Annotated in this window: 20 protein-coding genes and 1 tRNA gene; 13 read left to right on the top strand and 8 right to left on the bottom strand. The window is 66.8% G+C overall.

What is annotated here, in order from left to right:
* Window positions 1-94 precede the first annotated feature (94 nt).
* The gene (locus OSH07_RS08230) at window positions 95-2,110 is read left to right on the top strand and encodes an acetyl-CoA carboxylase biotin carboxylase subunit (RefSeq protein WP_266338128.1); all 2,016 of its coding nucleotides are present in this window, start codon (window positions 95-97) and stop codon (window positions 2,108-2,110) included.
* A 21-nt stretch (window positions 2,111-2,131) separates the two neighbouring features.
* Here the strand turns inward: OSH07_RS08230 and OSH07_RS08225 are convergent, their stop codons facing one another.
* On the bottom strand, window positions 2,132-3,274 hold the full coding sequence (locus OSH07_RS08225; protein WP_266338127.1) for a ceramide glucosyltransferase: 1,143 nt from the start codon (window positions 3,272-3,274) through the stop codon (window positions 2,132-2,134).
* Between the two features lie 251 nt (window positions 3,275-3,525).
* Between OSH07_RS08225 and OSH07_RS08220 the strand changes: the two genes are divergently transcribed.
* Both OSH07_RS08220 and OSH07_RS08215 read left to right on the top strand, forming a co-directional pair.
* Window positions 3,526-4,188: an HAD hydrolase-like protein gene (locus OSH07_RS08220; protein ID WP_266338126.1), complete on the top strand. Its 663-nt coding sequence runs from the start codon at window positions 3,526-3,528 to the stop codon at window positions 4,186-4,188.
* Between the two features lie 12 nt (window positions 4,189-4,200).
* A complete protein-coding gene (locus tag OSH07_RS08215) occupies window positions 4,201-4,482 on the top strand; it encodes an acylphosphatase (RefSeq protein ID WP_266338125.1) in 282 nt (93 codons plus the stop codon).
* A gap of 285 nt (window positions 4,483-4,767) precedes the next feature.
* On the opposite strand, the gene lipB is transcribed toward OSH07_RS08215, so the two are convergent.
* Window positions 4,768-5,466, bottom strand: a complete 699-nt coding sequence (lipB, locus tag OSH07_RS08210) for a lipoyl(octanoyl) transferase LipB (RefSeq protein ID WP_266338124.1) — start codon at window positions 5,464-5,466, stop codon at window positions 4,768-4,770.
* Window positions 5,467-5,691: 225 nt separating this feature from the next.
* Between lipB and OSH07_RS08205 the strand changes: the two genes are divergently transcribed.
* Together OSH07_RS08205 and mgtE are read left to right on the top strand one after the other, a co-directional pair.
* Window positions 5,692-5,776 (top strand) — tRNA-Leu (locus tag OSH07_RS08205).
* Between the two features lie 210 nt (window positions 5,777-5,986).
* On the top strand, window positions 5,987-7,402 hold the full coding sequence (gene mgtE, locus OSH07_RS08200) for a magnesium transporter (RefSeq protein ID WP_266338123.1): 1,416 nt from the start codon (window positions 5,987-5,989) through the stop codon (window positions 7,400-7,402).
* On the opposite strand, the gene OSH07_RS08195 is transcribed toward mgtE, so the two are convergent.
* Window positions 7,361-8,332: an alpha/beta hydrolase gene (locus tag OSH07_RS08195; protein ID WP_266338122.1), complete on the bottom strand. Its 972-nt coding sequence runs from the start codon at window positions 8,330-8,332 to the stop codon at window positions 7,361-7,363. The two genes, mgtE and OSH07_RS08195, sit on opposite strands and share 42 nt — an antisense overlap.
* 257 nt (window positions 8,333-8,589) lie before the next feature.
* On the opposite strand from OSH07_RS08195, the gene OSH07_RS08190 reads away from it, so the two are divergent.
* From OSH07_RS08190 to OSH07_RS08170, 5 genes are all read left to right on the top strand, one after another.
* A complete protein-coding gene (locus OSH07_RS08190; protein ID WP_266338121.1) occupies window positions 8,590-9,552 on the top strand; it encodes a Gfo/Idh/MocA family protein in 963 nt (320 codons plus the stop codon).
* On the top strand, window positions 9,552-10,706 hold the full coding sequence (locus OSH07_RS08185; RefSeq protein ID WP_266338120.1) for a DegT/DnrJ/EryC1/StrS family aminotransferase: 1,155 nt from the start codon (window positions 9,552-9,554) through the stop codon (window positions 10,704-10,706). The genes OSH07_RS08190 and OSH07_RS08185 overlap by 1 nt, the downstream gene beginning before the upstream one ends.
* A gap of 107 nt (window positions 10,707-10,813) precedes the next feature.
* Complete coding sequence (locus OSH07_RS08180) at window positions 10,814-11,965, top strand: GGDEF domain-containing protein (protein ID WP_266338119.1); 1,152 nt, start codon at window positions 10,814-10,816, stop codon at window positions 11,963-11,965.
* A 61-nt stretch (window positions 11,966-12,026) separates the two neighbouring features.
* The gene (locus OSH07_RS08175; RefSeq protein ID WP_266338118.1) at window positions 12,027-12,845 is read left to right on the top strand and encodes an aldo/keto reductase; all 819 of its coding nucleotides are present in this window, start codon (window positions 12,027-12,029) and stop codon (window positions 12,843-12,845) included.
* A 17-nt stretch (window positions 12,846-12,862) separates the two neighbouring features.
* Entirely contained in the window at window positions 12,863-13,654 is a 792-nt protein-coding gene (locus tag OSH07_RS08170) for a YdcF family protein (RefSeq protein ID WP_266338117.1), read from the top strand.
* Here OSH07_RS08170 and OSH07_RS08165 read toward each other — a convergent pair.
* The 3 genes from OSH07_RS08165 to OSH07_RS08155 all read right to left on the bottom strand — a co-directional run bounded on the left by OSH07_RS08165 (window position 13,651) and on the right by OSH07_RS08155 (window position 14,910).
* The gene (locus OSH07_RS08165; protein WP_266338116.1) at window positions 13,651-13,944 is read right to left on the bottom strand and encodes a DUF3253 domain-containing protein; all 294 of its coding nucleotides are present in this window, start codon (window positions 13,942-13,944) and stop codon (window positions 13,651-13,653) included. The two genes, OSH07_RS08170 and OSH07_RS08165, sit on opposite strands and share 4 nt — an antisense overlap.
* Window positions 13,941-14,645 (bottom strand): DUF599 family protein, encoded by a 705-nt coding sequence (locus OSH07_RS08160; RefSeq protein WP_266338115.1) that lies wholly within the window; start codon window positions 14,643-14,645, stop codon window positions 13,941-13,943. The genes OSH07_RS08165 and OSH07_RS08160 overlap by 4 nt, the downstream gene beginning before the upstream one ends.
* Window positions 14,646-14,718: 73 nt before the next feature.
* Complete coding sequence (locus OSH07_RS08155) at window positions 14,719-14,910, bottom strand: hypothetical protein (protein WP_266338114.1); 192 nt, start codon at window positions 14,908-14,910, stop codon at window positions 14,719-14,721.
* 231 nt (window positions 14,911-15,141) lie between these two features.
* Between OSH07_RS08155 and OSH07_RS08150 the strand changes: the two genes are divergently transcribed.
* The gene (locus OSH07_RS08150) at window positions 15,142-15,579 is read left to right on the top strand and encodes a DUF1489 family protein (RefSeq protein WP_266338113.1); all 438 of its coding nucleotides are present in this window, start codon (window positions 15,142-15,144) and stop codon (window positions 15,577-15,579) included.
* A 5-nt stretch (window positions 15,580-15,584) separates the two neighbouring features.
* Here OSH07_RS08150 and panC read toward each other — a convergent pair whose 3' ends face one another.
* Window positions 15,585-16,433 carry a pantoate--beta-alanine ligase gene (gene panC, locus OSH07_RS08145; protein ID WP_266338112.1) on the bottom strand — a complete coding sequence of 283 codons (849 nt, stop codon included), beginning with the start codon at window positions 16,431-16,433 and terminating at the stop codon, window positions 15,585-15,587.
* A 192-nt stretch (window positions 16,434-16,625) separates the two neighbouring features.
* Between panC and OSH07_RS08140 the strand changes: the two genes are divergently transcribed.
* Entirely contained in the window at window positions 16,626-17,258 is a 633-nt protein-coding gene (locus OSH07_RS08140; protein WP_266338111.1) for a DnaJ domain-containing protein, read from the top strand.
* A gap of 54 nt (window positions 17,259-17,312) precedes the next feature.
* On the opposite strand, the gene OSH07_RS08135 is transcribed toward OSH07_RS08140, so the two are convergent.
* A complete protein-coding gene (locus tag OSH07_RS08135) occupies window positions 17,313-18,809 on the bottom strand; it encodes a D-alanyl-D-alanine carboxypeptidase (protein WP_266338110.1) in 1,497 nt (498 codons plus the stop codon).
* Between the two features lie 506 nt (window positions 18,810-19,315).
* Between OSH07_RS08135 and OSH07_RS08130 the strand changes: the two genes are divergently transcribed.
* Entirely contained in the window at window positions 19,316-19,627 is a 312-nt protein-coding gene (locus OSH07_RS08130; RefSeq protein WP_277614177.1) for a phasin family protein, read from the top strand.
* Window positions 19,628-19,682: the final 55 nt, after the last annotated feature.

The following is a 19,682-nucleotide window of genomic DNA, read 5'->3' as shown; positions in this document are numbered from 1 at the left end:
GGGGGCCGGTTTCCGTCGCGCCCTGATTGCCGCCTTGGGGCAGACAGCATAGAAACCATCTGTCCAGAAAAGGCATTCTCGCCGGGGAGTTCGCATGTTCGACAAGATCCTGATCGCCAATCGCGGCGAGATCGCCTGCCGGATCATCAAGACGGCGCGGCGGATGGGGATCCGGACGGTGGCGGTCTTCTCGGACGCGGACCGCGACGCCCTGCATGTCGAGATGGCTGACGAGGCGATCCATATCGGCCCGGCGCCGGCGGCGCAGTCCTACCTCCTGATCGACAAGATCGTCGCGGCGGCCAAGCAGTCCGGCGCGAACGCGATCCACCCCGGCTATGGCTTCCTGTCGGAACGCGCGGCCTTCGCCGAGGCGCTCGTCGCGAACGGCATCGTCTTCATCGGCCCGAACGCCAAGGCGATCGAGGCGATGGGCGACAAGATCGCCTCGAAGAAGGTGGCAGCCGCCGCCCATGTCTCGACGGTTCCGGGCCATCTCGGCGTCATCGAGAGCGAGGACGAGGCGGTCGAGATCGCTCGCCAGATCGGCTATCCGGTAATGATCAAGGCTTCGGCCGGCGGCGGCGGCAAGGGCATGCGCATCGCCCACTCCGACGCCGAGACGCGCGAGGGCTTCCGCCTGTCGCGCTCGGAAGCGCGCTCCTCCTTCGGCGACGATCGCGTCTTCATCGAGAAGTTCATCGTCAATCCCCGCCATATCGAGATCCAGCTTCTCGGCGACAAGCACGGCAATGCGATCTATCTCGGCGAGCGCGAATGCTCGATCCAGCGCCGCAACCAGAAGGTCATCGAGGAGGCGCCGTCGCCGCTGCTCGACGCCGCGACCCGCAAGGCGATGGGCGAGCAGGCCGTCGCCCTGGCCAGGGCGGTCGGCTACGATTCGGCCGGCACGGTCGAGTTCGTCGCCGGACAGGACAAGAGCTTCTTCTTCCTCGAAATGAACACCCGCCTGCAGGTCGAGCATCCGGTGACGGAGCTGGTTACCGGCATCGATCTGGTCGAGCAGATGATCCGCGTCGCCGCCGGCGAGCGCCTTTCGATCACGCAGGATGACGTGAAGCTGACGGGCTGGGCGATCGAGAGCCGCATCTATGCCGAGGATCCGTATCGCAACTTCCTGCCTTCGATCGGCCGGCTGACGCGCTATCGCCCGCCGGCCGAGACGCTGAGCGACGGCGTGACGGTGCGCAACGATACCGGCGTCGTCGAGGGCTCGGAAATCTCGATGTTCTACGACCCGATGATCGCCAAGCTCTGCACGCACGCGCCGACGCGCGCCGAGGCGATCGAGGCGATGAGCGAGGCGCTGGACGATTTCGTCGTCGAGGGCATCCAGCACAATGTGCCGTTCCTGTCGGCGCTGATGGCGCATCCGCGCTGGCGCGCCGGCGAGCTCTCGACCGGCTTCATCGCCGAGGAGTTTCCGGAAGGGTTCCATGGCGCCGGCGCCGATGCCGCCACGCTCGCGCGGCTCGCCGCCGTGGCGCTGACGATGGAGATCCTGCGCAAGGACAGGCTCGACAGGCTCTCGGGCCGGCTGGCGCCGCATGCCGGCAACTGGCGCGAGAACTGGGTCGTTTCGATCGGCGGCACGACGGTGGTGCTGGCGAGCCCGACCGGGGTCGCGCTGCTACCCCTGGAAGTCGAGATCGTGCTGCCAGGATCAGAGAAGCCGGTCACGGTGACGTCGGACTGGATGCCGGGCGATCCGGTCTGGGAAGGCACGATCGACGACGCCGCGCTCGCCGTGCAGGTTCGGCCGGCGCTATCCGGCTATCGTCTGCTCTATCGCGGCATCGACGTGGTGGCGCGGGTGATGACGCCGCGCATCGCCGCGCTGCATAGCCTGATGCCGGAGAAGAAGGCGGCCGACACGTCCAAGTTCCTGCTCTGCCCGATGCCGGGCCTCGTCGTCTCGGTGGCGGTCGAGGAAGGGCAGGAGGTGAAGGCGGGCGAGACGCTGGCGATCGTCGAGGCGATGAAGATGGAAAACGTGCTGCGTGCCGAGCGCGACCTGACGGTGCAGCGCGTCGCCGCCAAGCCGGGCGACAGCCTTGCCGTCGATGCCGTCATCATGGAATTCGCCTGACGGCGCCGGGGATGGACAGCCTCAGTCCGCCTCGGTGGCGAGCAGGCTGTCCTTCTTGACGTTCATCTGGTTGCCGCGCCATTCGAAGCCGCTGCCGCAGACGGCGGCGATCCAGAGCACGGGCAGCGACAGGTCGCGCAGGATCCAGGCGAGCGGCGAGCGGCGCGAATAGTGCCAGCCGAGGCTCTTCGCCAGGACTGCCTCGGCGCCATACCAGGCGACCGCCAGCAGCGGCGCGATCCAGCCGGGAATGGCATCGTTGAAGGCGAGCCAGGTCGCGAGCGCGATCGGGAACAGGCCGCCGGTCAGGAGTTCCAGGCAGAAGAAGGCGGGGAAGGTGACCCGCCGCAGCCGGGCCCAGCGTAGCTGCCGGCTCCAGACGGCGCGCAGCGCGCGCGGCCCGAGCGGCTGGGCGAAGGGCTGGCGGACGAGACGGATGCGCTGGCCGTTGGCGCGGATCGCCTTGGTCGCGGCCGCATCCTCGGCCGGATCGGCGGCGAGCGCCGCGATGCCGCCATGCCGGTCGAGGTTCTCGCGCCGCCAGAACATCGATTTGCCCTGCGCGAAGCCCTGGCCGACGGCGTCGGCGGCAAGCTGCCAGCGGGCCTGGTAGGTGTTGAGGTAGGCGCATTCGAACTCCGCGCCGTAGCCATCCGGCTCGCTGCCGAGCGGCGGCGAGCAGACGAGGCCGGTGGCGGCGTCCCAGCGATCCAGCATGCGGTCGATGTAGTCGGGCGGCATCAGCACGTTGCTGTCAGCCATGATGATCCACTCGTGCTTGGCCGCCGCCCAGCCTTTCACCAGATTGTTCAGCTTCGGATTGATGCTGATGCGATCGTCGCCGACGAGGATGCGCGCCGGCACGGCCGGGTTCGCCGCCATCAGGCGGCGGATGCGCGGGATCACCGGATCGGCCGGGCTGGCGACGCAGAAGACGAGCTCATAATCGGGATAGTCGAGCGCGAAGCCGGAGCCGAGCGTGCGCTCGATCGCGTGCTCGATGCCGCATACGGGGCGCAGAATGCTGACCGGCGGCTGGCCGTGCGGTTCGGCATCGTCGGGCCGGTTGGTGCGGCTGCGCCAGGCCACGAGCGCTATGCTGCCGAAATGGACGAGGGCGGCGAGCCCGCAGAAGACCTGGGCGAGAAGGATGGCGATGCTCATCGCGGCGCCTGCGCTTGGAGAAGGGCTGAGGATCGCGACAAGGCGGTATCGGCTCCTTTGACCAAGGAAGGTCGGACCAGGGCAGGCGGCGGCATGCCCAGCGGCAGGCCCACGATTCGCGAGGGCTCCGCTTCTGCTCTCGTCGCGCAACTGGGTGACGTTTTGATGAAGCCGGCCCGGGGCGAGGCTTGACGCGCGACCGTGAAGCGCGCACTCCGGGCGACGTCCCCCGTGCCAAACGGAATGCTGCCATGACCGCTGCCAAGCTCACCGCGCTCGTCGATCTCGACGGGACGCTGACCGATCCCTATCCCGGCATCAGCGCCTCGATCCTCTATGCGCTCGAAAAGCTCAACCGCCCGGCCGCCGACGAATTGGCGCTGCGCGCCGCGATCGGCCCGCCGCTGGAGGGCAGCTTTGCCGCGATGCTGGATGGCGATCCGATCCTGGCGAAGCAGGCGCTCGGCCACTATCGCGAGCGCTTCGGCACGATCGGCCTCTACGAGAACGCCGTGTTCGACGGCATTCCGGAAGCGCTCGGCTCGTTGCGCGACGCGGGCGTCGAGATGTTCCTGGCGAGCTCGAAGCCGCGCGTCTTCTGCGAGCGGATCCTCGACCATTTCGACCTGACGAAGTTTTTCACCGTCGTGCACGGCTCGGAATTCGACGGCCGCAACGGCGATAAGAGCGAGCTGATCGCCCATATCCTCTCGGTCGAGGCGATCCATCCCGAGCGCTGCGTCATGATCGGGGATCGCCGCTACGACATCGAAGGCGCACGGTCGAACCGGATCAAGGTCGCTGCCGTCGGCTGGGGCTATGGGACGGCGGAGGAGTTCATGGCGTTTCCGCCGGACGCGATCGTCGCGCGCGTGCCCGATCTCGCGCCGACGGTGCTCGATCTGCTTGGCTGAGGAGGCTCGAACATGGCCACCCGCACGTCCCATGTCCTGATTTCGGGTGTCGTCCAGGGCGTCGGCTATCGCGCCTGGGTCGAGCGCGAGGCCACCGTGCGCCGGCTCTCTGGCTGGGTCCGCAATCGTCGGAGCGGGGCCGTGGAGGCCGTCTTTTCCGGCGCGGAGGCGGATGTCGCCGCCATGCTCGCTGCCTGCGCCACAGGGCCGCGCCTGGCCCGCGTCAGCGCGGTCGATGCGAACGATCGGGACGAGGCCGAGACCGGGCCGTTTCGGGTGCTGCCGAGCGACTGATCGCCGCCGCCCGGAATGGACTAGGGTCCGTACTCCATTAGGAGCGGCGCAGCGCTTGATGGAAACCAAGGCAGTTCCAGGAGATGTCGGCGACGTTGGGTCTTTCCCAACGAGCCGGCAGCGACGCCGAAATGCGCCGGTTTCCATCAAGCCCTTCGGGTTGGGCGAAAGTCGTGCGCGAGTGCGTCGCCGATCCGCGCCGATGGATAGCCATCGGCTGTGGTCGGCTCCTGCCCGCGCGCGACTTTGGCCCAACGCTGCCCCACTCCTAATGGAGTCCGGACCCTAGCGTACCGTCTCGCCGAACAGCGCCTCGAACTCGCGCCGCATCACGGCGTCGACCTCCGGCATGGTGACGATCCGGCCGAGATCGGCCAGGCTGGTGACGCCGTGGCCCTTGACGCCGCAGGGCACGATTCCATCGAAATGGTCGAGTTCCGGTTCGACATTGATCGAGATGCCGTGGAAGGTCACCCAGCGGCGGACGCGGATGCCGATCGCGGCGATCTTGTCCTCCGCCTCGGCGCCCTTGTCGGGCCGGCGCACCCAGACGCCGACGCGGTCGTCGCGGCGTTCGCCACGAATGTTGAAGCCGTCCAGCGTGCGGATGATCCACTGTTCCAGCGTCGCCACGAACAGCCGCAGGTCCGGCCGGCGACGGTTCAGGTCGAGCATGACATAGGCCACCCGCTGGCCCGGGCCGTGATAGGTGTACTGGCCGCCTCGCCCGGTCTGGAACACGGGGAAGCGGTCCGGCGTGATCAGGTCCTCGTCATGCGCGCTGGTGCCGGCCGTATAGAGCGGCGGATGTTCAACCAGCCAGATGCGCTCGCGCGCCGTGCCGGCCGCGATGGCGGCGACGCGGGCCTCCATTTCACCGACGGCATCCGGATAGGCGACCGGCGCTTCCGCGATAACCCATTCGACGGGCGGGCTGCCGTCTTTCGGCAGGAGCGAAGCGGGGAGGTCGTCGCGGAGGGTCATGTCAGCACTCTCGGCCGGCAGGCGAGCCGACCTTTCATTGTTTCAGTTCTCATGTCGGTCGATCCCGTCATAGCGCAAGGTGGCGCGTCGTTCACCTGCCGGCCAATTTCCGTCTCGCACGGGCTGCCTGTGGATGAAATGAAACAGTTCTCGAAGGCGCTTGTTTCGTCGAAGGTCATTTGCTACATCCCACCTCGCGCCGGGCAACACACCGGCTTGGGTTTCGCGGTCGTGGCGGAATTGGTAGACGCGCAGCGTTGAGGTCGCTGTGCCGAAAGGCGTGGAAGTTCGAGTCTTCTCGACCGCACCAAACCCAAATGCAAAAATCCTCGCAAAGCGGCGGCCCTCGGGCCGCTGTTTTTGTTTCTGGGCCAGGTCGGGTCTGGAAAGAATCTCGGTTCGGCGCTTGCGCGGACCGAGGCGCATGTGAGCCCATTGGGAACACATTGTTCGCGAGAATGCGCGCAACCGCGCATTTCTCCGCTTCGCCCTCGCAGGGTTGGCGGCACGTTGAGGGGCCATGTCGGACGAGATGATCATCGAGCGCGACAATCGCGTGCCGGACGACCTGCCGCCATTGCGCGACGAGAACGACAATATTTCGTCGTCGTTCCTGGAAGCGCTCGGCGCCGCGATCGAATCGGGCAACCAGGAGCGCGCCCGCGCGCTGACCGAGGATCTGCACGAGTCGGATGTCGGCGCGATCCTCGAGGCGCTGGAGCCGGACCAGCGCCCGGCGCTGATCCAGCTGCTCGGCGACGCCTTCGACTTCACCGCCCTGACCGAGCTCGACGAGGCCCTCCGCGTCGAGATCCTGGAGGAGCTCCCTTCCGAGACCGTCGCCGAAGGCGTGCGCGAACTCGATTCGGACGACGCGGTCTACATTCTGGAAGATCTCGACAAGGCCGATCAGGACGAGATTCTCGCCCAGATCCCGTCCGTCGAGCGGTTGGCGCTGAAGCGCAGCCTCGATTATCCGGAAGACAGCGCCGGCCGGCGCATGCAGACCGAGTTCATCGCCGTGCCGCCGTTCTGGACGGTCGGGCAGACGATCGACTACATGCGCGAGGCCGAGGACCTGCCGGAGGAGTTCCACGAGGTCTTCGTCATCGATCCGGGCTACCACCTGCTCGGGACGGTTTCGCTGAACCGCCTGCTGCGCACCAAGCGCCCGATCAAGATCGCCGACCTCGTCAGCGAGGCGCATCACCTGATCCGCGCTACCGAGGACCAGGAAGAGGCGGCGCGTACCTTCCAGCGCTACAACCTGATCTCGGCCGCCGTCGTCGACGAATCGGACCGTCTCGTCGGCCTGCTCACCATCGACGACATCGTCGACGTCATCCAGGAGGAAGCCGACGAGGACATCAAGCGCCTCGGCGGCGTCGGCGACGAAGAAGTGTCGGACAAGGTCTGGTACATCGCCAAGAGCCGGTTTCCCTGGCTGTTCATCAACCTGATCACGGCCGTGATGGCGTCCTTCGTCATCGGCCTGTTCGAGCACCAGCTGCAGAAGATGGTGGCGCTCGCCGTGCTGATGCCGATCGTCGCCAGCCAGGGCGGCAATGCCGGCACGCAGACCATGACGGTGGCGGTCCGCGCCATCGCCATGCGCGAACTCGGGCCGCACAATGTGCTCCGCGTCATCGGACGCGAACTCGTGGTCGGCATGTTCAACGGCTTTGTGTTCGCCGCGATCGTCGGCGCGATGGCCGTCTACCGCTTCGGAATCTTTGATCTTGGCTTCGTCATCGCCGCGGCGATGGTGATCAACCTGATCGCCGCAGCGCTCGGCGGCATTCTGATCCCGCTCGCTCTGAACCGGCTGAAGATCGATCCGGCGGTCGCCTCCAGCTCCTTCGTGACGACGATCACCGATCTCGTCGGCTTCTTCTCATTTCTGGGCTTCGCCGCCCTTTGGTTCGGACTGACCTAGGGCAGGGCCGGCGGCGGCGGTCGACCGCATCGGCGGGCACGAATCACGCAGTTGCGGCGCCAGCCAGTCGAGCGCCGGGACGATCGACTGCGCCCAGTTGGTCCAGTCATGCTGGCCCGCGCCGATGCGCAGCGTCGTGTCATAGCCGGCGCGCCGCAACGCGACATGCAGTTCCGCCGATCCGGTGATGATGCCGAGTCCGTCGCGGTCGCCGGCGGTGATCCAGAAGCTCGGCTTGTCCGGAAGGTCGGCATCCTTGTCGACGCGCGGAAAGACGTTGGCGGCGTTGTAGCGCTCGACGTCGAAGGGCTTGCCGAAGGCGCCGTCGTAATATTCGTCGCCCCTCTTGATCCGCACCGCGTCATCCGGGTCGATCGGCTGGGCAATCGCACCGGAGAGGCTGATTGCCGCAACGAAACGGTCCGGATGATCGAGGGCGAACAAGGTCGCGCCATAGCCGCCCATGGAGAGGCCGCCGACGGCTCTTCCCGAGCGGCAGGCAGCGGTCGGCAGCGTCGTGTCGATCGCCTCGACGAGATCGGTCGACAGCGCGGTCTCGACCTTGCCGGCCCCGCCGGGGTCGGTGTTGTCGACGAACCAGCTCTCGCCGCCGCCATCCGGCATGACGACGACCAGCGGCGGCATCTTGCCCGCTGCGATCTCGTCGTCGAGCGTCGCGGCGATCTTGCCGTAATCGAGCCAGTCCTGGTCGCCGCCGCCACCGCCATGCAGCAGGTACAGCACCGGCCAGCGCGTGCCGGCGGCCGGCTCCGCCGCCGGCTTGTAGAGCGAATAGGGGATGGCATGGCCAAGGGCGGCGCTGGGCGCCGTCAGGTGGCGCTCGACGATTCCATGCGCCTGGGCAGCACCGATCATCCCGGCGCCGCAGAGGAGCGAGCGGCACAGGACGGCGAACATTCGTTGGGGCATGTTAAGGGTTCCGAACTGCCGGGGACGGCCGGCACACGGCCGATGATATAGGGGCCGAGGCTTTCGGGGCATCCTCGGCGGCGATCTGTCACGCGGACGTGATGACCAAGCCCCCCGTGTCGCGCCATGTTTCCCAGATGGACAAAATGTGACCGTGTTTGTGCGGCCATTGATCGACTTTGAGCGAGAATTCGTTAGACCGGTGCGGGCGAGGCGGGCTGCTTCGTTCCTATCGCGGATTGCAGAAAGTAGTGGGATTGACGACGAGCGAAATCAGGACCGGGGTCATCGGGCTCGGTTATTTCGGTTCCTTCCACGCGCGGCAGCACGCCGCCAATCCGAAGGGCCGCCTCGTGGCCGTCGTGGATGCCGACCGGGAGCGCGCCGAAGCGGTCGCAGCTCAGCACGGTACGACGCCGCTCTCCGATCCCCGCGACCTGATCGGCAAGGTCGATGCCGTGTCGATCACGGTCCCCACCTCGCTGCATCATGCCGTCGCCGCCGAATTCATCGATGCCGGCGTGCATGTCCTGATCGAGAAGCCGATCTGCGATTCGCCGGATGCGGCGCGCGACCTGATCGCGCGGGCTGAGGCCAGGGGCGTCGTCCTGCAGATCGGCCATATCGAGCGTTTCTCGCCGGTGTTCGGGCTGCTGCGCGACAAGGTGAAGACGCCGCTCACGGTCGAGTGCACGCGGATCGGTCCCTGGAAGGGCCGCGCCATCGACGTCGACGTCGTGCTCGACCTGATGATCCACGACATAGACCTGGTCCTGGCGCTGGTCGGTTCCGAGGTCATTGCCGTCGAGGCGATGGGCTCTCCCGTGCTGGCGCCGACCAATGATTTCGCGCAGGCGCAGCTGCGCTTCGCCAATGGCGCCGTGGCGCATCTCTCGGCCAGCCGCATCGCCGACCGTTCGGAGCGCACGGTCAAGGTGGTCGAGCCCGGGCATTACTGGGTGGCCGATCTCGCCGCCCGCACGGTCACCTCCGTCGCGCGCGGACACACCGTGCTGGCGCAGGAGGAGATCGCCGTTCCGCCGAGCGACAATCTCGCGCTCGAAATCGACTCGTTCCTCGACGCGGTCGCCGGCCGGGGCCGGGCCGTCGTCGACGGCAAGGCCGGGCTCGACGCCCTGGTCGTCGCCGACATGATCATTCAGCGAATTGCACAGACGTCGCGCCGTGGCGCGACCGTCTCTATTGGAGACCAGCACTGATGGCAGCTTCCACGCAACCGACCGTCGCCGTCGCTTCCGACCGCATCGGTTTCTTCGATCTGCAGCGCCAGCAGCGCCGGATTCACGACGATGTCCGCCGGCGGATGGATGCGGTGCTGACGCATGGCCAGTTCATCCTCGGCCCCGAGGTTTCGGAGCTCGAGGCCAAGCTGGCTGCCTTTGCCAGCGTTCCGCACGCAATCGCCGTTTCGAGCGGCCGCGACGCGCTGATGATCGGTCTGATGGCGCTCGGCATCGGTCCGGGCGACGCTGTGTTCGTTCCCGCCTTCACCTTCGCCGCGACGGCGGGCGCCGTCTGCTCGGTGAACGCGACGCCGATCTTCGTCGATGTCGATCCGGCGACCTGCAACATGGATCCGGCCGATCTCGAGCGCGCCATCGCCGAAGTGGTGGCGAAGGGCGAGTTGAAGCCGCGCGTCGTCATGCCGGTCGATCTCTACGGCCTGCCGGCGGACTACGAGGCGATCGGCAAGATCGCGGCGAAGCACGACATGACGGTGTTCTCGGACGCCGCGCAGAGCTTCGGCGGCCGTTCCGGCAACAGCCGCGTCGGCGGCATGGCGCCGATCTCGGCCACGAGCTTCTACCCGACCAAGCCGCTCGGCTGCTATGGCGATGGCGGCGCGATCCTGACCGACAATGACGAGATCGCCGATGCGGTGCGCACGCTGCGTTCGCATGGCCGCCAGGGCACCGGCGACGTCGCCGTCCGCAACGGCATCACCGGCCGTCTCGACACGCTGCAGGCCGCCGTGCTGCTCTCGAAGCTGACGATCTTCGAGGAAGAGCTGGAGCGGCGCGACCAGGTCGCCAGGCGCTACGACGCGGCGCTGACCGGCAAGGTCGGCGTGCAGAAGCGGCCCGCCGGCTATTTCAGCGCCAATGCGATCTACACGATCACGGTCGAGGACCGCGATGCGCTGAAGGCGGCGCTCGACGCGCAGAGCATCGGCAATGCCTTTTTCTACCGCCTGGCGCTGCACCAGCATCCCGCTTTTGCCGAGGCGCCGAAGCGGCCGCTGCCGGTCTCGGAGAGGTTCGCTTCGACCGTCATCAGCCTGCCGATGCACCCGGATCTGACCGACGCCGAGGTCGATCGGGTTATCGCGGCCGTGGTGGCGGCCGTCTCCTAGGCAACCGCTACAATGTACTTCCCCGAAGGAATTGTTCCTTAAGGGGTTTCGATCTATGAGGTCCCCCGCAGTCCCACAATGTGGACTGGGGGGATCCGCGCGCCGCCATGAAGCTCGACGTTCCGACCTTGCTGGTTGTGCTGGCTTTCATGACCCAGATGGCCGCCGTGTCGATGGTGACGAACTGGGCCAGGCGCAAGCCGGACGTCCATGTGCTGTACTGGGCGCTGGCGCTGCAGCTGGGCACGCTCTGCTGTATTCTGCTGGTGTTGCGTAGCTATCTGCCGTTTTGGCTTGCCGTCGGCGTCGGCAATGCCGGCGTGTTCGTCGGCCTCGGCCTCGCCTGGAACGGCGCGCGCGCCTTCAATGGCCGCCGGGCGAGCTGGTGGCCGGTATCCGTGATGCCCGCGATTTGGATGCTCGCCATGCTGGTGCCGGCGATCGCGGATTCGCTTGCCTATCGCATCGCCCTCAGCTCCGTGCTGAGCGGCATCCTCTCGCTGGCGCTCGCCTGGGAGATCTGGGTGAACGGCAAGGACGAGCTCGTTTGGCGCGGACCCTTCGCCGCCGTTCCTGCGGTCCATGCCGGCTTTCTCGTCCTGCGGACCATCGCCGCGCTCACGCTCGACCTTCCTTCCGACGTCATGCAGGGCGGCTCGTTCATCGGGCTCGGCATCCTGGAGCCGATCCTGATGATGTTCGCCGCGACGATCATCGGCCTTCGCCTCTCGGATGAAAGGCTGAAGAACCTGCTGAAGCGCGCCGCGCGGACGGACGGCCTGACTGGCCTTCTGAACCATGGCGCCTTCATGGACGTCGCCCGGAAGCGGGTCGAGCACAGGAGCGGGGAGGGCGACGAGGTCACCTTGCTGCTGTTCGATCTCGACCGCTTCAAACAGCTCAACGATCGCTACGGCCATGCGGCCGGCGATACGGCGCTGAAGTGCTTCTCGACGCTCGTCCGGCAGCATGTCACGGATTCGGACTTCGTGGGTCGCGTCGGCGGCGAGGAATTCGCGGCGCTGCTCGTCGGCTGCGGCGCCGAGCGCGGGCGCCAGGTCGCCGAACGCATTCGCGCCAATTTCGCCGACGATCCGATCCATCATGCCGGCCATCGCATTCCCGTCACGGTCAGCGTCGGCGTCATCACTGCGACAGGCCTTGGGGTCGATTTCGAGCGGTTGATGGTCGCGGCGGACGAGGCGCTCTATGCCGCCAAGCGGGGTGGCCGAGATCTGGTGTTCCAGGCGGCAGGCTGAGCTTGACCCTGTCGCGGTAGCGCAGGATGGTATCCGCCCTGTCCCCCGCTGGAGAAATCTCATGCAGACGGTCAAGGCGCATGGCGCCATTTTGCCGGTGATCGGCCTCGGCACCTGGCAGCTTTCCGGCGAGACGGCGACCACGGCCGTCGCCTCGGCGCTCGAGGCGGGCTACCGCCACATCGATACCGCCATCGGCTATGGCAACGAGGCCGAGGTGGGCGAGGGGCTGCGCCGTTCCGGAATTGCGCGCGACGACGTCTTCATCACCTCCAAGATCCCACCTGAGCAGCTTGGCGCCGACGACATGATGCGCGCGGCGGAAGCGTCGCTGCGCCGGCTGCGCATCGACCAGCTCGACCTGATCCTGATCCACTGGCCGAGCCGGACGCTTTCGTCGGCCGAGACGATCCGCTCGCTGAACCGCGTCAAGCAGCGCGGCCTGGCGCGCCATATCGGCGTTTCCAACTATACGATCCGCCTGCTCGACGAGGCCTGGGCCGCGACCGAGGAGCCGATCGTCGTCAACCAGTGCGAACATCATCCCTATCTCGACCAGTCGAAGCTGCGGGCGGCGACGCTGGCGCATGGCACGGCCTTTGTCGCCTATTGCCCGCTGGGGCGTGGCGACGTGCTGGACGAACCGGTGATCCAGGACATCGCCGGCCGCTTCGGCCGCACGCCTGCCCAGGTCGTGCTGCGCTGGCAGATCCAGAAGGGCTGCGTCGCCATTCCGAAGAGCGCCCATGCGGCCCGCATCAGGCAGAACCTCGACATCGAGGGCTTCGAGCTGCCGGAGGCCGACATCGCAGCGATCGACGCGCTGAAGACCGAAGGTTCGCGCATGTGCGATTCGGCCTTCTCGCCCGATTGGGACTGAGCCGAGAACCGCTTTCGATGTTCTTCTATGCCGCCAAGCTGGTCTGGTTCTTCCTGCAGCCGTCGGCCGCGCTGATCCTGACACTCGCCGCCGGCGTCCTCGCCATCGGCCTCGGCGCGGTGAGACTCGGCGCCGGCCTGGTGCTGGTGGCGGCGATCGGGCTGCTCGTCGCCGGCTTCTCGCCGCTCGGCGCGGCGCTGCTCCTTCCGCTCGAGAACCGGTTTAACCGGGTCGAGCCAGATGGGCCGGTGACCGGCATCCTCGTGCTGGGCGGCGGCATCGACCAGCGGATCGGCGAGGCGCGGCAGTCGGTGACGCTGACCGATGCCGGCGATCGGCTGACGGACGGCGTCGCCCTGGCGCTGCGCCATCCGGAGGCACGCCTCGTGTTCACAGGCGGCACCGATCAGTTCGTGCCGGACGGTAATTCGGAGGGCGAGGCGGCACGGCGCTTCTTCCTCTCCATCGGCATACCCGCAGCCCGCATCACGATAGAGGATCGCAGCCGCGACACCGCCGAGAATGCCCGCTTTACGAAGGCGCTGGTCGATCCGAAGCCCGGCGAGCGCTGGCTGCTCGTGACCTCTGCCTTTCACATGCCGCGCTCGGTCGGATGCTTCCGCGCCATCGGCTGGGACGTCCTGCCCTGGCCATCGGACTATCGTTCGGCCGGCACGCAGGACCTGACGCGGTTCGTGTCGCAACCCTCCGTCGGGCTGGAGCGCGTCGACATCGCGACCAAGGAGTGGATCGGGCTTCTGGCCTATTGGCTTTCGGGCCGCACCGACAGCCTCTTTCCTGGCCCCTAGACGGCCTCCGGCGCGTCCCCGCCCTCGGCAGGCGCCGCTGCGCCGATCCGGTAGACGCCCTTGAAATCATGCGGGTCGACCGGCCGGCCCTTGCGCAGGATCGTCGCGCGGCCGTCATCGGCGAGGCGGATCGCGACCGCCCGGATCGGCACCATCAGCAGGCGCCAGACCTTTTCGTCATTGCCGGCGATGGCGCGCGCGAGCTCGGTCGGGTCCAGGCTCTTGCCTGGGGGCAGGGAGGCGAGGAGGCCGACCAGGGTGGTTTCGATGAGCTCGTGGCTGACTTTCATGGGACTTCCTGGCGCGCGGCGGCGGCGATGACGATCTTGGCCGAATCCGAGAAGAACTGCCGGTGCAATTGCACGAGCGCCACCACCAGCGTGGTGACGATCAGCGTCCAGCCGTTCACGAACCAGCCGAGATAGCCGATGGAGAAGAAGAAGGCCCGGAGGCCGTGGTTGAAGTGGCGGCCGGCGGTGATGGTGAACACCGCGGCGCGCTCGGCGGCGGCGACCGTCTCCGGCTCGGCCGCGTGGGCGGCGGTCGGGGTCGCCCCGATCAGGATCGAGGCATAGTTGAACAGCCGATAGGACCAGCCGAACTTGAAGAAGGCGTAGCCGAAGATCAGCATCAGCCCGATCACCTTGGCCTCGAACAGGCCCCGCGGCACCGTCGGCACCAGGGCCAGGTCGCGCATCACGCTATTGATGTGATCGGCCGAGTTGAGCATGGCGAAGCAACCGCCGATCGCCAGCAACGAGGTCGAGGCAAAAAAGGCGGTGCCGTTCTGCAGGCCGCTCATGATGCCGGTGTCGATCATGCGGAGATCGCGGTGCATCATCGTCCGCATCCATTGCCGGCGCTGGATATCCATCGCCGAAGACAGCGTGCGGCCGGAGGCGGCGAGCCGTGACAGGATCACGGAATAGAGAAACCACGACGCACCGAATGTGACGATCGCGACGATGTCGATCGCGGAAATCTCGAACACGATTGGCTGCTCCTCCCGCTAGCCGGTTTGCCGCCGATGGTGCCAAACCGGCTTGGCCGGAGCAACACGCCGCTCAGCGCGACGAGAGCAATCGCGCGATTGGACGCCGCAGGAGTACCAGCACGACAATAAGGAAGAGGCCGAGTCCGCCGAAGATCGGCTGGCGGAACATCATGCCGGCCGCCGTCAGCACCAGGCCGGCGATAATGCCGACCATGGCCACGCGGCTCGCCTTGTCGTCGATGGGGAGCTTCTGTTCCGTCATGTTCGCCTCGTGCTAGGGGACCGACGCCGATCCGGACGGGCGTCGAACGGGCTGCCGCAGCGCTGTCGATCTCCCCCTTCCTGCTTTCGCGGGGCGGGCGGAACGCCTATGCTAGCTTGCGCCGTTTCCAGACAGGCTCATAGGCCAGTCCGAAGCCGAGCGCCATTTCATCCTTGTGGAAAAATCGACGCGGCCTTCGCCGCCCGCCCGTTTGAGGACAAGTCTCCCCGCATGGCCCTGCATCTCATCAAACTCTGCGTCGGTGTCGAATCGATCGATCAACTGACCGATTGGATCGCGGAGGATCTGGTTCGCCAGCGCGGCATGGGGCTCGAACCCGAGGACACCCACACCACCCGCATGATTCCGAAGCGTATTCCCGAGCTTCTGGACGGCGGATCGCTCTACTGGGTGATCAAGGGCCAGGTGCAGGCGCGCCAGCGCCTGCGCGATCTTCAGACGGTGACCGGCGCGGACGGCATCCAGCGCTGCCGGATCGTCTTCGACCCGCAGGTCATCCCGACCGAATGGCAGCCGAAGCGGCCGTTCCAGGGCTGGCGCTATCTCCAGGAAAAGGACGCGCCGCGCGATCTGGCGTCGATCGGCGGCGCGGGCGACGAACTGCCCTCGGCGTTGAAGGCCGAGCTCGCCGAACTCGGTCTGCTCTAGCCGCCCTAGACGGCGATGTTGTCGATCAGCCGGGTCTTGCCGAGCCAGGCGGCGGCGAGCATCCGGCGTGGCTCGTTCGCGATGTCGACGATCTCCGCCAGCGTCTCCGCATTGCGCAGCACCAGATAGTCGACGCGGAATCCGGCCGCCGTCAGCGTCGCCCGCCCTTCGGCCAGCGCCGCTTCGGCATCGCCGTCGGCCCGGATCGCGTCGGCGGCATGCCGCATGACGCGCGAGATCGTCGTCGCTGCCTGACGTTCCTCGGCCGAGAGGTAGGCGTTGCGGGAGGAGAGGGCGAGGCCGTCCGCTTCGCGGATGGTCGGCAGTCCGACGATTTCCGTCGGCAGCCGCAGGTCGCGGGCCATCTGACGCACGACCATCAGCTGCTGGTAGTCCTTCTCGCCGAACATCGCGACATCCGGGAAGGCGGCGATCAACAGCTTGGAGACCACCGTCGCGACGCCGGAGAAGAAGTGCGGCCGGAAGTCGGTTTCCAGCCCGATCGCCGGTCCCGCCAGCGAGACGGTGGTCGAATAGCCGGTCGGATACATCTCGTTGGCGTTGGGGGCGAACACCGCCTCGACGCCGAGTTCCGCGAGCTTGGCGACGTCGCTCGTCTCGGTGCGGGGATAGGAGCCGAAGTCCTCGGTCGGCGCGAACTGCGTCGGATTGACGAAGATCGAGACGATGATCCGGTCGGCGCGCTCGCGGGCGGCGCGCACGAGTTCTAGATGTCCGCTGTGCAGCGCGCCCATGGTGGGCACCATGCCAATGCGAAGGCCGTCTCGTCGCCAGTCGGAAACGGCGGATCGCAAGTCGTCGACGGTGCGGTGGATGATCGGGCTGGCGGGCATGGCATTCCTCTTTGCGCGGAGCGCGGCCCGGCGTCGCCACGGATTGTGGTTGGCGGCGCCCGCGACCGTGCGGCGCCTGTCTAGCAAATCATGCGCGCGTCATCCATCGCGGCCGCCGGCCCTTGCCGCGACGGACACTTGTCCGCAATAGAGAGGGAAGGGCCGGACGGAATCGGCCAGTCTGGAGAACCGATGGGCCTGATAATCCCGTTCCTGGGCGTGCTTGCCGTGTCGATCGGCATCGCCTTTCTGTTCGGAGGCGAGAAGGGCGCGCATGCGCTGGGGCGCTCGGTGCGGCGCGGCGCCGCCGGGGCGCTGATATCGACGGGCATTTTCACCGCGGCCACCGGCCGGCTCGGGGCGGGCATACCGCTGCTCGCCATCGGACTCTGGCTGCTGAAGCCGAAGATCCTCGAATCGATGAAGCCCTGGATCGAGGGCAACCAGGTCAAGCAAGGCCGGTTCGCCGGCCGGATGCTCGATACGCTCGGCCGTAACGAACTCGTCGTCCTCTATTCCGAAGTCGCGGGCAGGGCCCGCGACCGCGCTCTACTCGAAGCTTATCTCGACCGCCGAATTCCCGGTTGGCGTGAAAACGTCGAGAGTGACCCGGCAGGCGGGCCGCGCCGCACGGCGCGCGCGGGCGCCATGACAGATGAGCAGGCCTACCAGATCCTTGGCCTTTCGGCCGGCGCTTCCGAGGCCGAAATCAGAGCGGCCTACCGACGGCTGATGAAACGCGTCCACCCCGACCAGGGAGGATCGACGTTCTTGGCCGCCCAAATCAACGAGGCGAAGGAAAGACTCCTCGGCGGACATCGCTAGCTCCCAGACGCAAATACAAAGAAGGAGGGCGAAAATCGGGTATGCGGCCAGCCGCTATTGACGGATGGCAAGGCAGGAAACATCGCGCTTCGTCAGGTAGGCGCAAACGGCGCGGGCCTGATCCTTGTTGTCGAACCCGGCGAAACGGGCCCGATAGAGAGTCGATGCACCCTTTGCGACCGGCTCGACGCTCGGCGTTGCGCTGGCGAGCATCTTGCCGGCCTTCGACTTGGCGCGATCGAGCATCAGTCTAGCACCATCCTCGTCCGGCGCAGCAGCAATCTGAATCTTCCAGCCATCGGCGATTTCGGCGACAGGCGTTGCCGCCGGAGCGATGCTGCCGGTGACGCCATCGGCCGCTTCGTCGTCCGCGGTCGGAACCGGCTGGATGATCGAGGCCGTCTTGACGCTCGGCCGGGCGATCTCGCGACCGGCGGGGCCGGTCTGGAACACCATGCGCGGACCCTTGGCGGCGGCGGGCTCGACCGGCTCGGGCGCATAGGCCTGGACCGAAACGGGCTGCTCGTCCTCGACGGAGGCGACCTGGACGGGGGCGGGCGCCGGGAGCGGCACGGCCTGCTTCAGCGGCGTCGCGGTGGCCATGGCAACGGCCACCGGCTCGGCGCGGGCCGGGCGAGCGGCGGGAACGGGGGTAGGAACCGGCTCGGCAGCCGCGACGGCGACCGGAGCGACATCGGCGTCATCGTCCACGGCGGCGGGGGCATTGTTGCGGGCAAACAGCGAGCGCGACTTGGCCGGGCCGGCATAGGCGACGGGCAGGTACTTCTCGAGCAGGACGGTCATCTGCTTGTCGCGGGCGGCACCGGTATTGCCGCCCATGACGGTGGCGACCAGGGAGCGGTTGTCGCGCTTCACCGACGAAACCAGGTTGAAGCCCGACGCATTGGTGTAGCCCGTCTTGATGCCGTCGACGCCGTTGACGCGGCCGAGCAGCCGGTTGTGGCCGTTGATGACGCGGCCATTGTAGACGAAGCTCTTGGTGGCAAAGAACTTGTAGTAGCGCGGGTAGCGATCCTGGAGGGCGCGGCCGAGCGTCGCCATGTCGCGCGCCGTCGACCACTGGCCATCATTCGGCAGGCCCGAGGCGTTGCGGAAGGTGGTGCGGCTCATGCCGATCGACCGGGCGGTCTTGGTCATGCGCTGGGCGAAGGCGGCTTCGGAGCCAGCGAGGTTCTCGGCGATCACCACGGCGGCGTCGTTGGCGGAGCGGGTGATCAGGCCGAGCATGGCGTCGCGGACCGCGATGGTCGAGCCCGGCTTGAGGCCGAGCTTGGTCGGGCGCTGGCGCGATGCGAATTCGGAGACGCGGAGCCGCGACGACATGGTGAGCCGGCCGCTCTCCAGTTCGCCGAAAAGCAGATAGAGCGTCATCATCTTGGTGAGCGAGGCGGGCCGGCGCAGCGCGTCGGGCTCCTTCGAATAGAGCACCTTGCCCGTCTTGGCATCGACGACGATCGACGAGTTGGGGGCTGCGGCCGCTTCCACCGTGACCGCGGTGAGCGCTACTCCGGCGACCAGGAGGCCGGCCATGGCGCGTCGAACCGAGCGGAGGCAATGCCGGCCGAGAGGGTTCAGACCCATCAACATACGAGTGATCACTCCGCGTCTCACAGAACCGGAACTTCCGTTCCGGCAGTGCCCAATTGCCAATTCACCGCAAGACCGGAACTTTTTTGAGGCAAGAACGGATATTTTTCGTTCCCACACGGGCTGAAGCGATGCTGCCGCGCCTGGTTTCCGATGTTCCGTCCTGTCTTCGAAAGCTGCCCGCGTTCGAAACGCGGGGCTCTTCGGTCTTACGGATCGAAGCTAGGCAAACGCCGTTACGAAACCGTAAAAATGACCGATGGGTTTTGGATCCCGATTTGGGCCTCCGGAGTAGCTTCCGCAGCGTCGGCAAACGGTTCGGTGAATTTGTGCGGTGCAACAGAATTTCTTGACTTCCTAACGGCGGTGCTGGAACGTGCTTCCTGTTGAGCCAGCTTTGGCACGGTTTGAGCGGGGAGGCCCTTCCTTTGATCAAGGATTTCGACGGTATGCAGAAGGCGAGCAAGCAGGGCATCGACATGGCCATGGAAAGCTTCGGCTCCATGACCCAGGGACTGCAGGCGATCGTGGTAGAAGCGGCCGATTATTCGAAGAAGAGCTTCGAGTCGGGTTCGGCGGCGCTCGAGAAGATCCTCACCTCGTCCAGCGTCGAGAAGGCCGTCGAGGCGCAGAGCGACTACGTCAAGTCGTCCTATGAGGGCTACATGGCCCAGATGACGAAGTTCGGGTCGATGATGACCGAAGTGACGCGCGACGCCTACAAGCCGTTCGAGCGCGTGTTCGGCTCATTCCCGAAGTAGCCATTTCCGGCTCTCCCGGGCCGGCCCGAAGCGTGGCCGGCCTTTTCGCTGGTTT

The organism is Kaistia nematophila, from assembly GCF_026343855.1.
Lineage (GTDB): Bacteria > Pseudomonadota > Alphaproteobacteria > Rhizobiales > Kaistiaceae > Kaistia > Kaistia nematophila.
The sequence above is the reverse complement of the archived record's forward strand: the minus strand, read 5'-3'. Positions and strand labels throughout refer to the sequence as shown.

Excerpts from the sequence above, each read along its gene's own strand:
- OSH07_RS08230 (WP_266338128.1), top strand. The coding sequence starts at position 95 with ATGTTCGACAAGATCCTGATCGCCAATCGCGGCGAGATCGCCTGCCGG.
- OSH07_RS08225 (WP_266338127.1), bottom strand. The coding sequence starts at position 3,274 with ATGAGCATCGCCATCCTTCTCGCCCAGGTCTTCTGCGGGCTCGCCGCC.
- OSH07_RS08220 (WP_266338126.1), top strand. The coding sequence starts at position 3,526 with ATGACCGCTGCCAAGCTCACCGCGCTCGTCGATCTCGACGGGACGCTG.
- OSH07_RS08215 (WP_266338125.1), top strand. The coding sequence starts at position 4,201 with ATGGCCACCCGCACGTCCCATGTCCTGATTTCGGGTGTCGTCCAGGGC.
- lipB (WP_266338124.1), bottom strand. The coding sequence starts at position 5,466 with ATGACCCTCCGCGACGACCTCCCCGCTTCGCTCCTGCCGAAAGACGGC.
- mgtE (WP_266338123.1), top strand. The coding sequence starts at position 5,987 with ATGTCGGACGAGATGATCATCGAGCGCGACAATCGCGTGCCGGACGAC.
- OSH07_RS08195 (WP_266338122.1), bottom strand. The coding sequence starts at position 8,332 with ATGCCCCAACGAATGTTCGCCGTCCTGTGCCGCTCGCTCCTCTGCGGC.
- OSH07_RS08185 (WP_266338120.1), top strand. The coding sequence starts at position 9,552 with ATGGCAGCTTCCACGCAACCGACCGTCGCCGTCGCTTCCGACCGCATC.
- OSH07_RS08180 (WP_266338119.1), top strand. The coding sequence starts at position 10,814 with ATGAAGCTCGACGTTCCGACCTTGCTGGTTGTGCTGGCTTTCATGACC.
- OSH07_RS08175 (WP_266338118.1), top strand. The coding sequence starts at position 12,027 with ATGCAGACGGTCAAGGCGCATGGCGCCATTTTGCCGGTGATCGGCCTC.
- OSH07_RS08170 (WP_266338117.1), top strand. The coding sequence starts at position 12,863 with ATGTTCTTCTATGCCGCCAAGCTGGTCTGGTTCTTCCTGCAGCCGTCG.
- OSH07_RS08165 (WP_266338116.1), bottom strand. The coding sequence starts at position 13,944 with ATGAAAGTCAGCCACGAGCTCATCGAAACCACCCTGGTCGGCCTCCTC.
- OSH07_RS08155 (WP_266338114.1), bottom strand. The coding sequence starts at position 14,910 with ATGACGGAACAGAAGCTCCCCATCGACGACAAGGCGAGCCGCGTGGCC.
- OSH07_RS08150 (WP_266338113.1), top strand. The coding sequence starts at position 15,142 with ATGGCCCTGCATCTCATCAAACTCTGCGTCGGTGTCGAATCGATCGAT.
- panC (WP_266338112.1), bottom strand. The coding sequence starts at position 16,433 with ATGCCCGCCAGCCCGATCATCCACCGCACCGTCGACGACTTGCGATCC.
- OSH07_RS08140 (WP_266338111.1), top strand. The coding sequence starts at position 16,626 with ATGGGCCTGATAATCCCGTTCCTGGGCGTGCTTGCCGTGTCGATCGGC.
- OSH07_RS08135 (WP_266338110.1), bottom strand. The coding sequence starts at position 18,809 with ATGGCCGGCCTCCTGGTCGCCGGAGTAGCGCTCACCGCGGTCACGGTG.
- OSH07_RS08130 (WP_277614177.1), top strand. The coding sequence starts at position 19,316 with ATGCAGAAGGCGAGCAAGCAGGGCATCGACATGGCCATGGAAAGCTTC.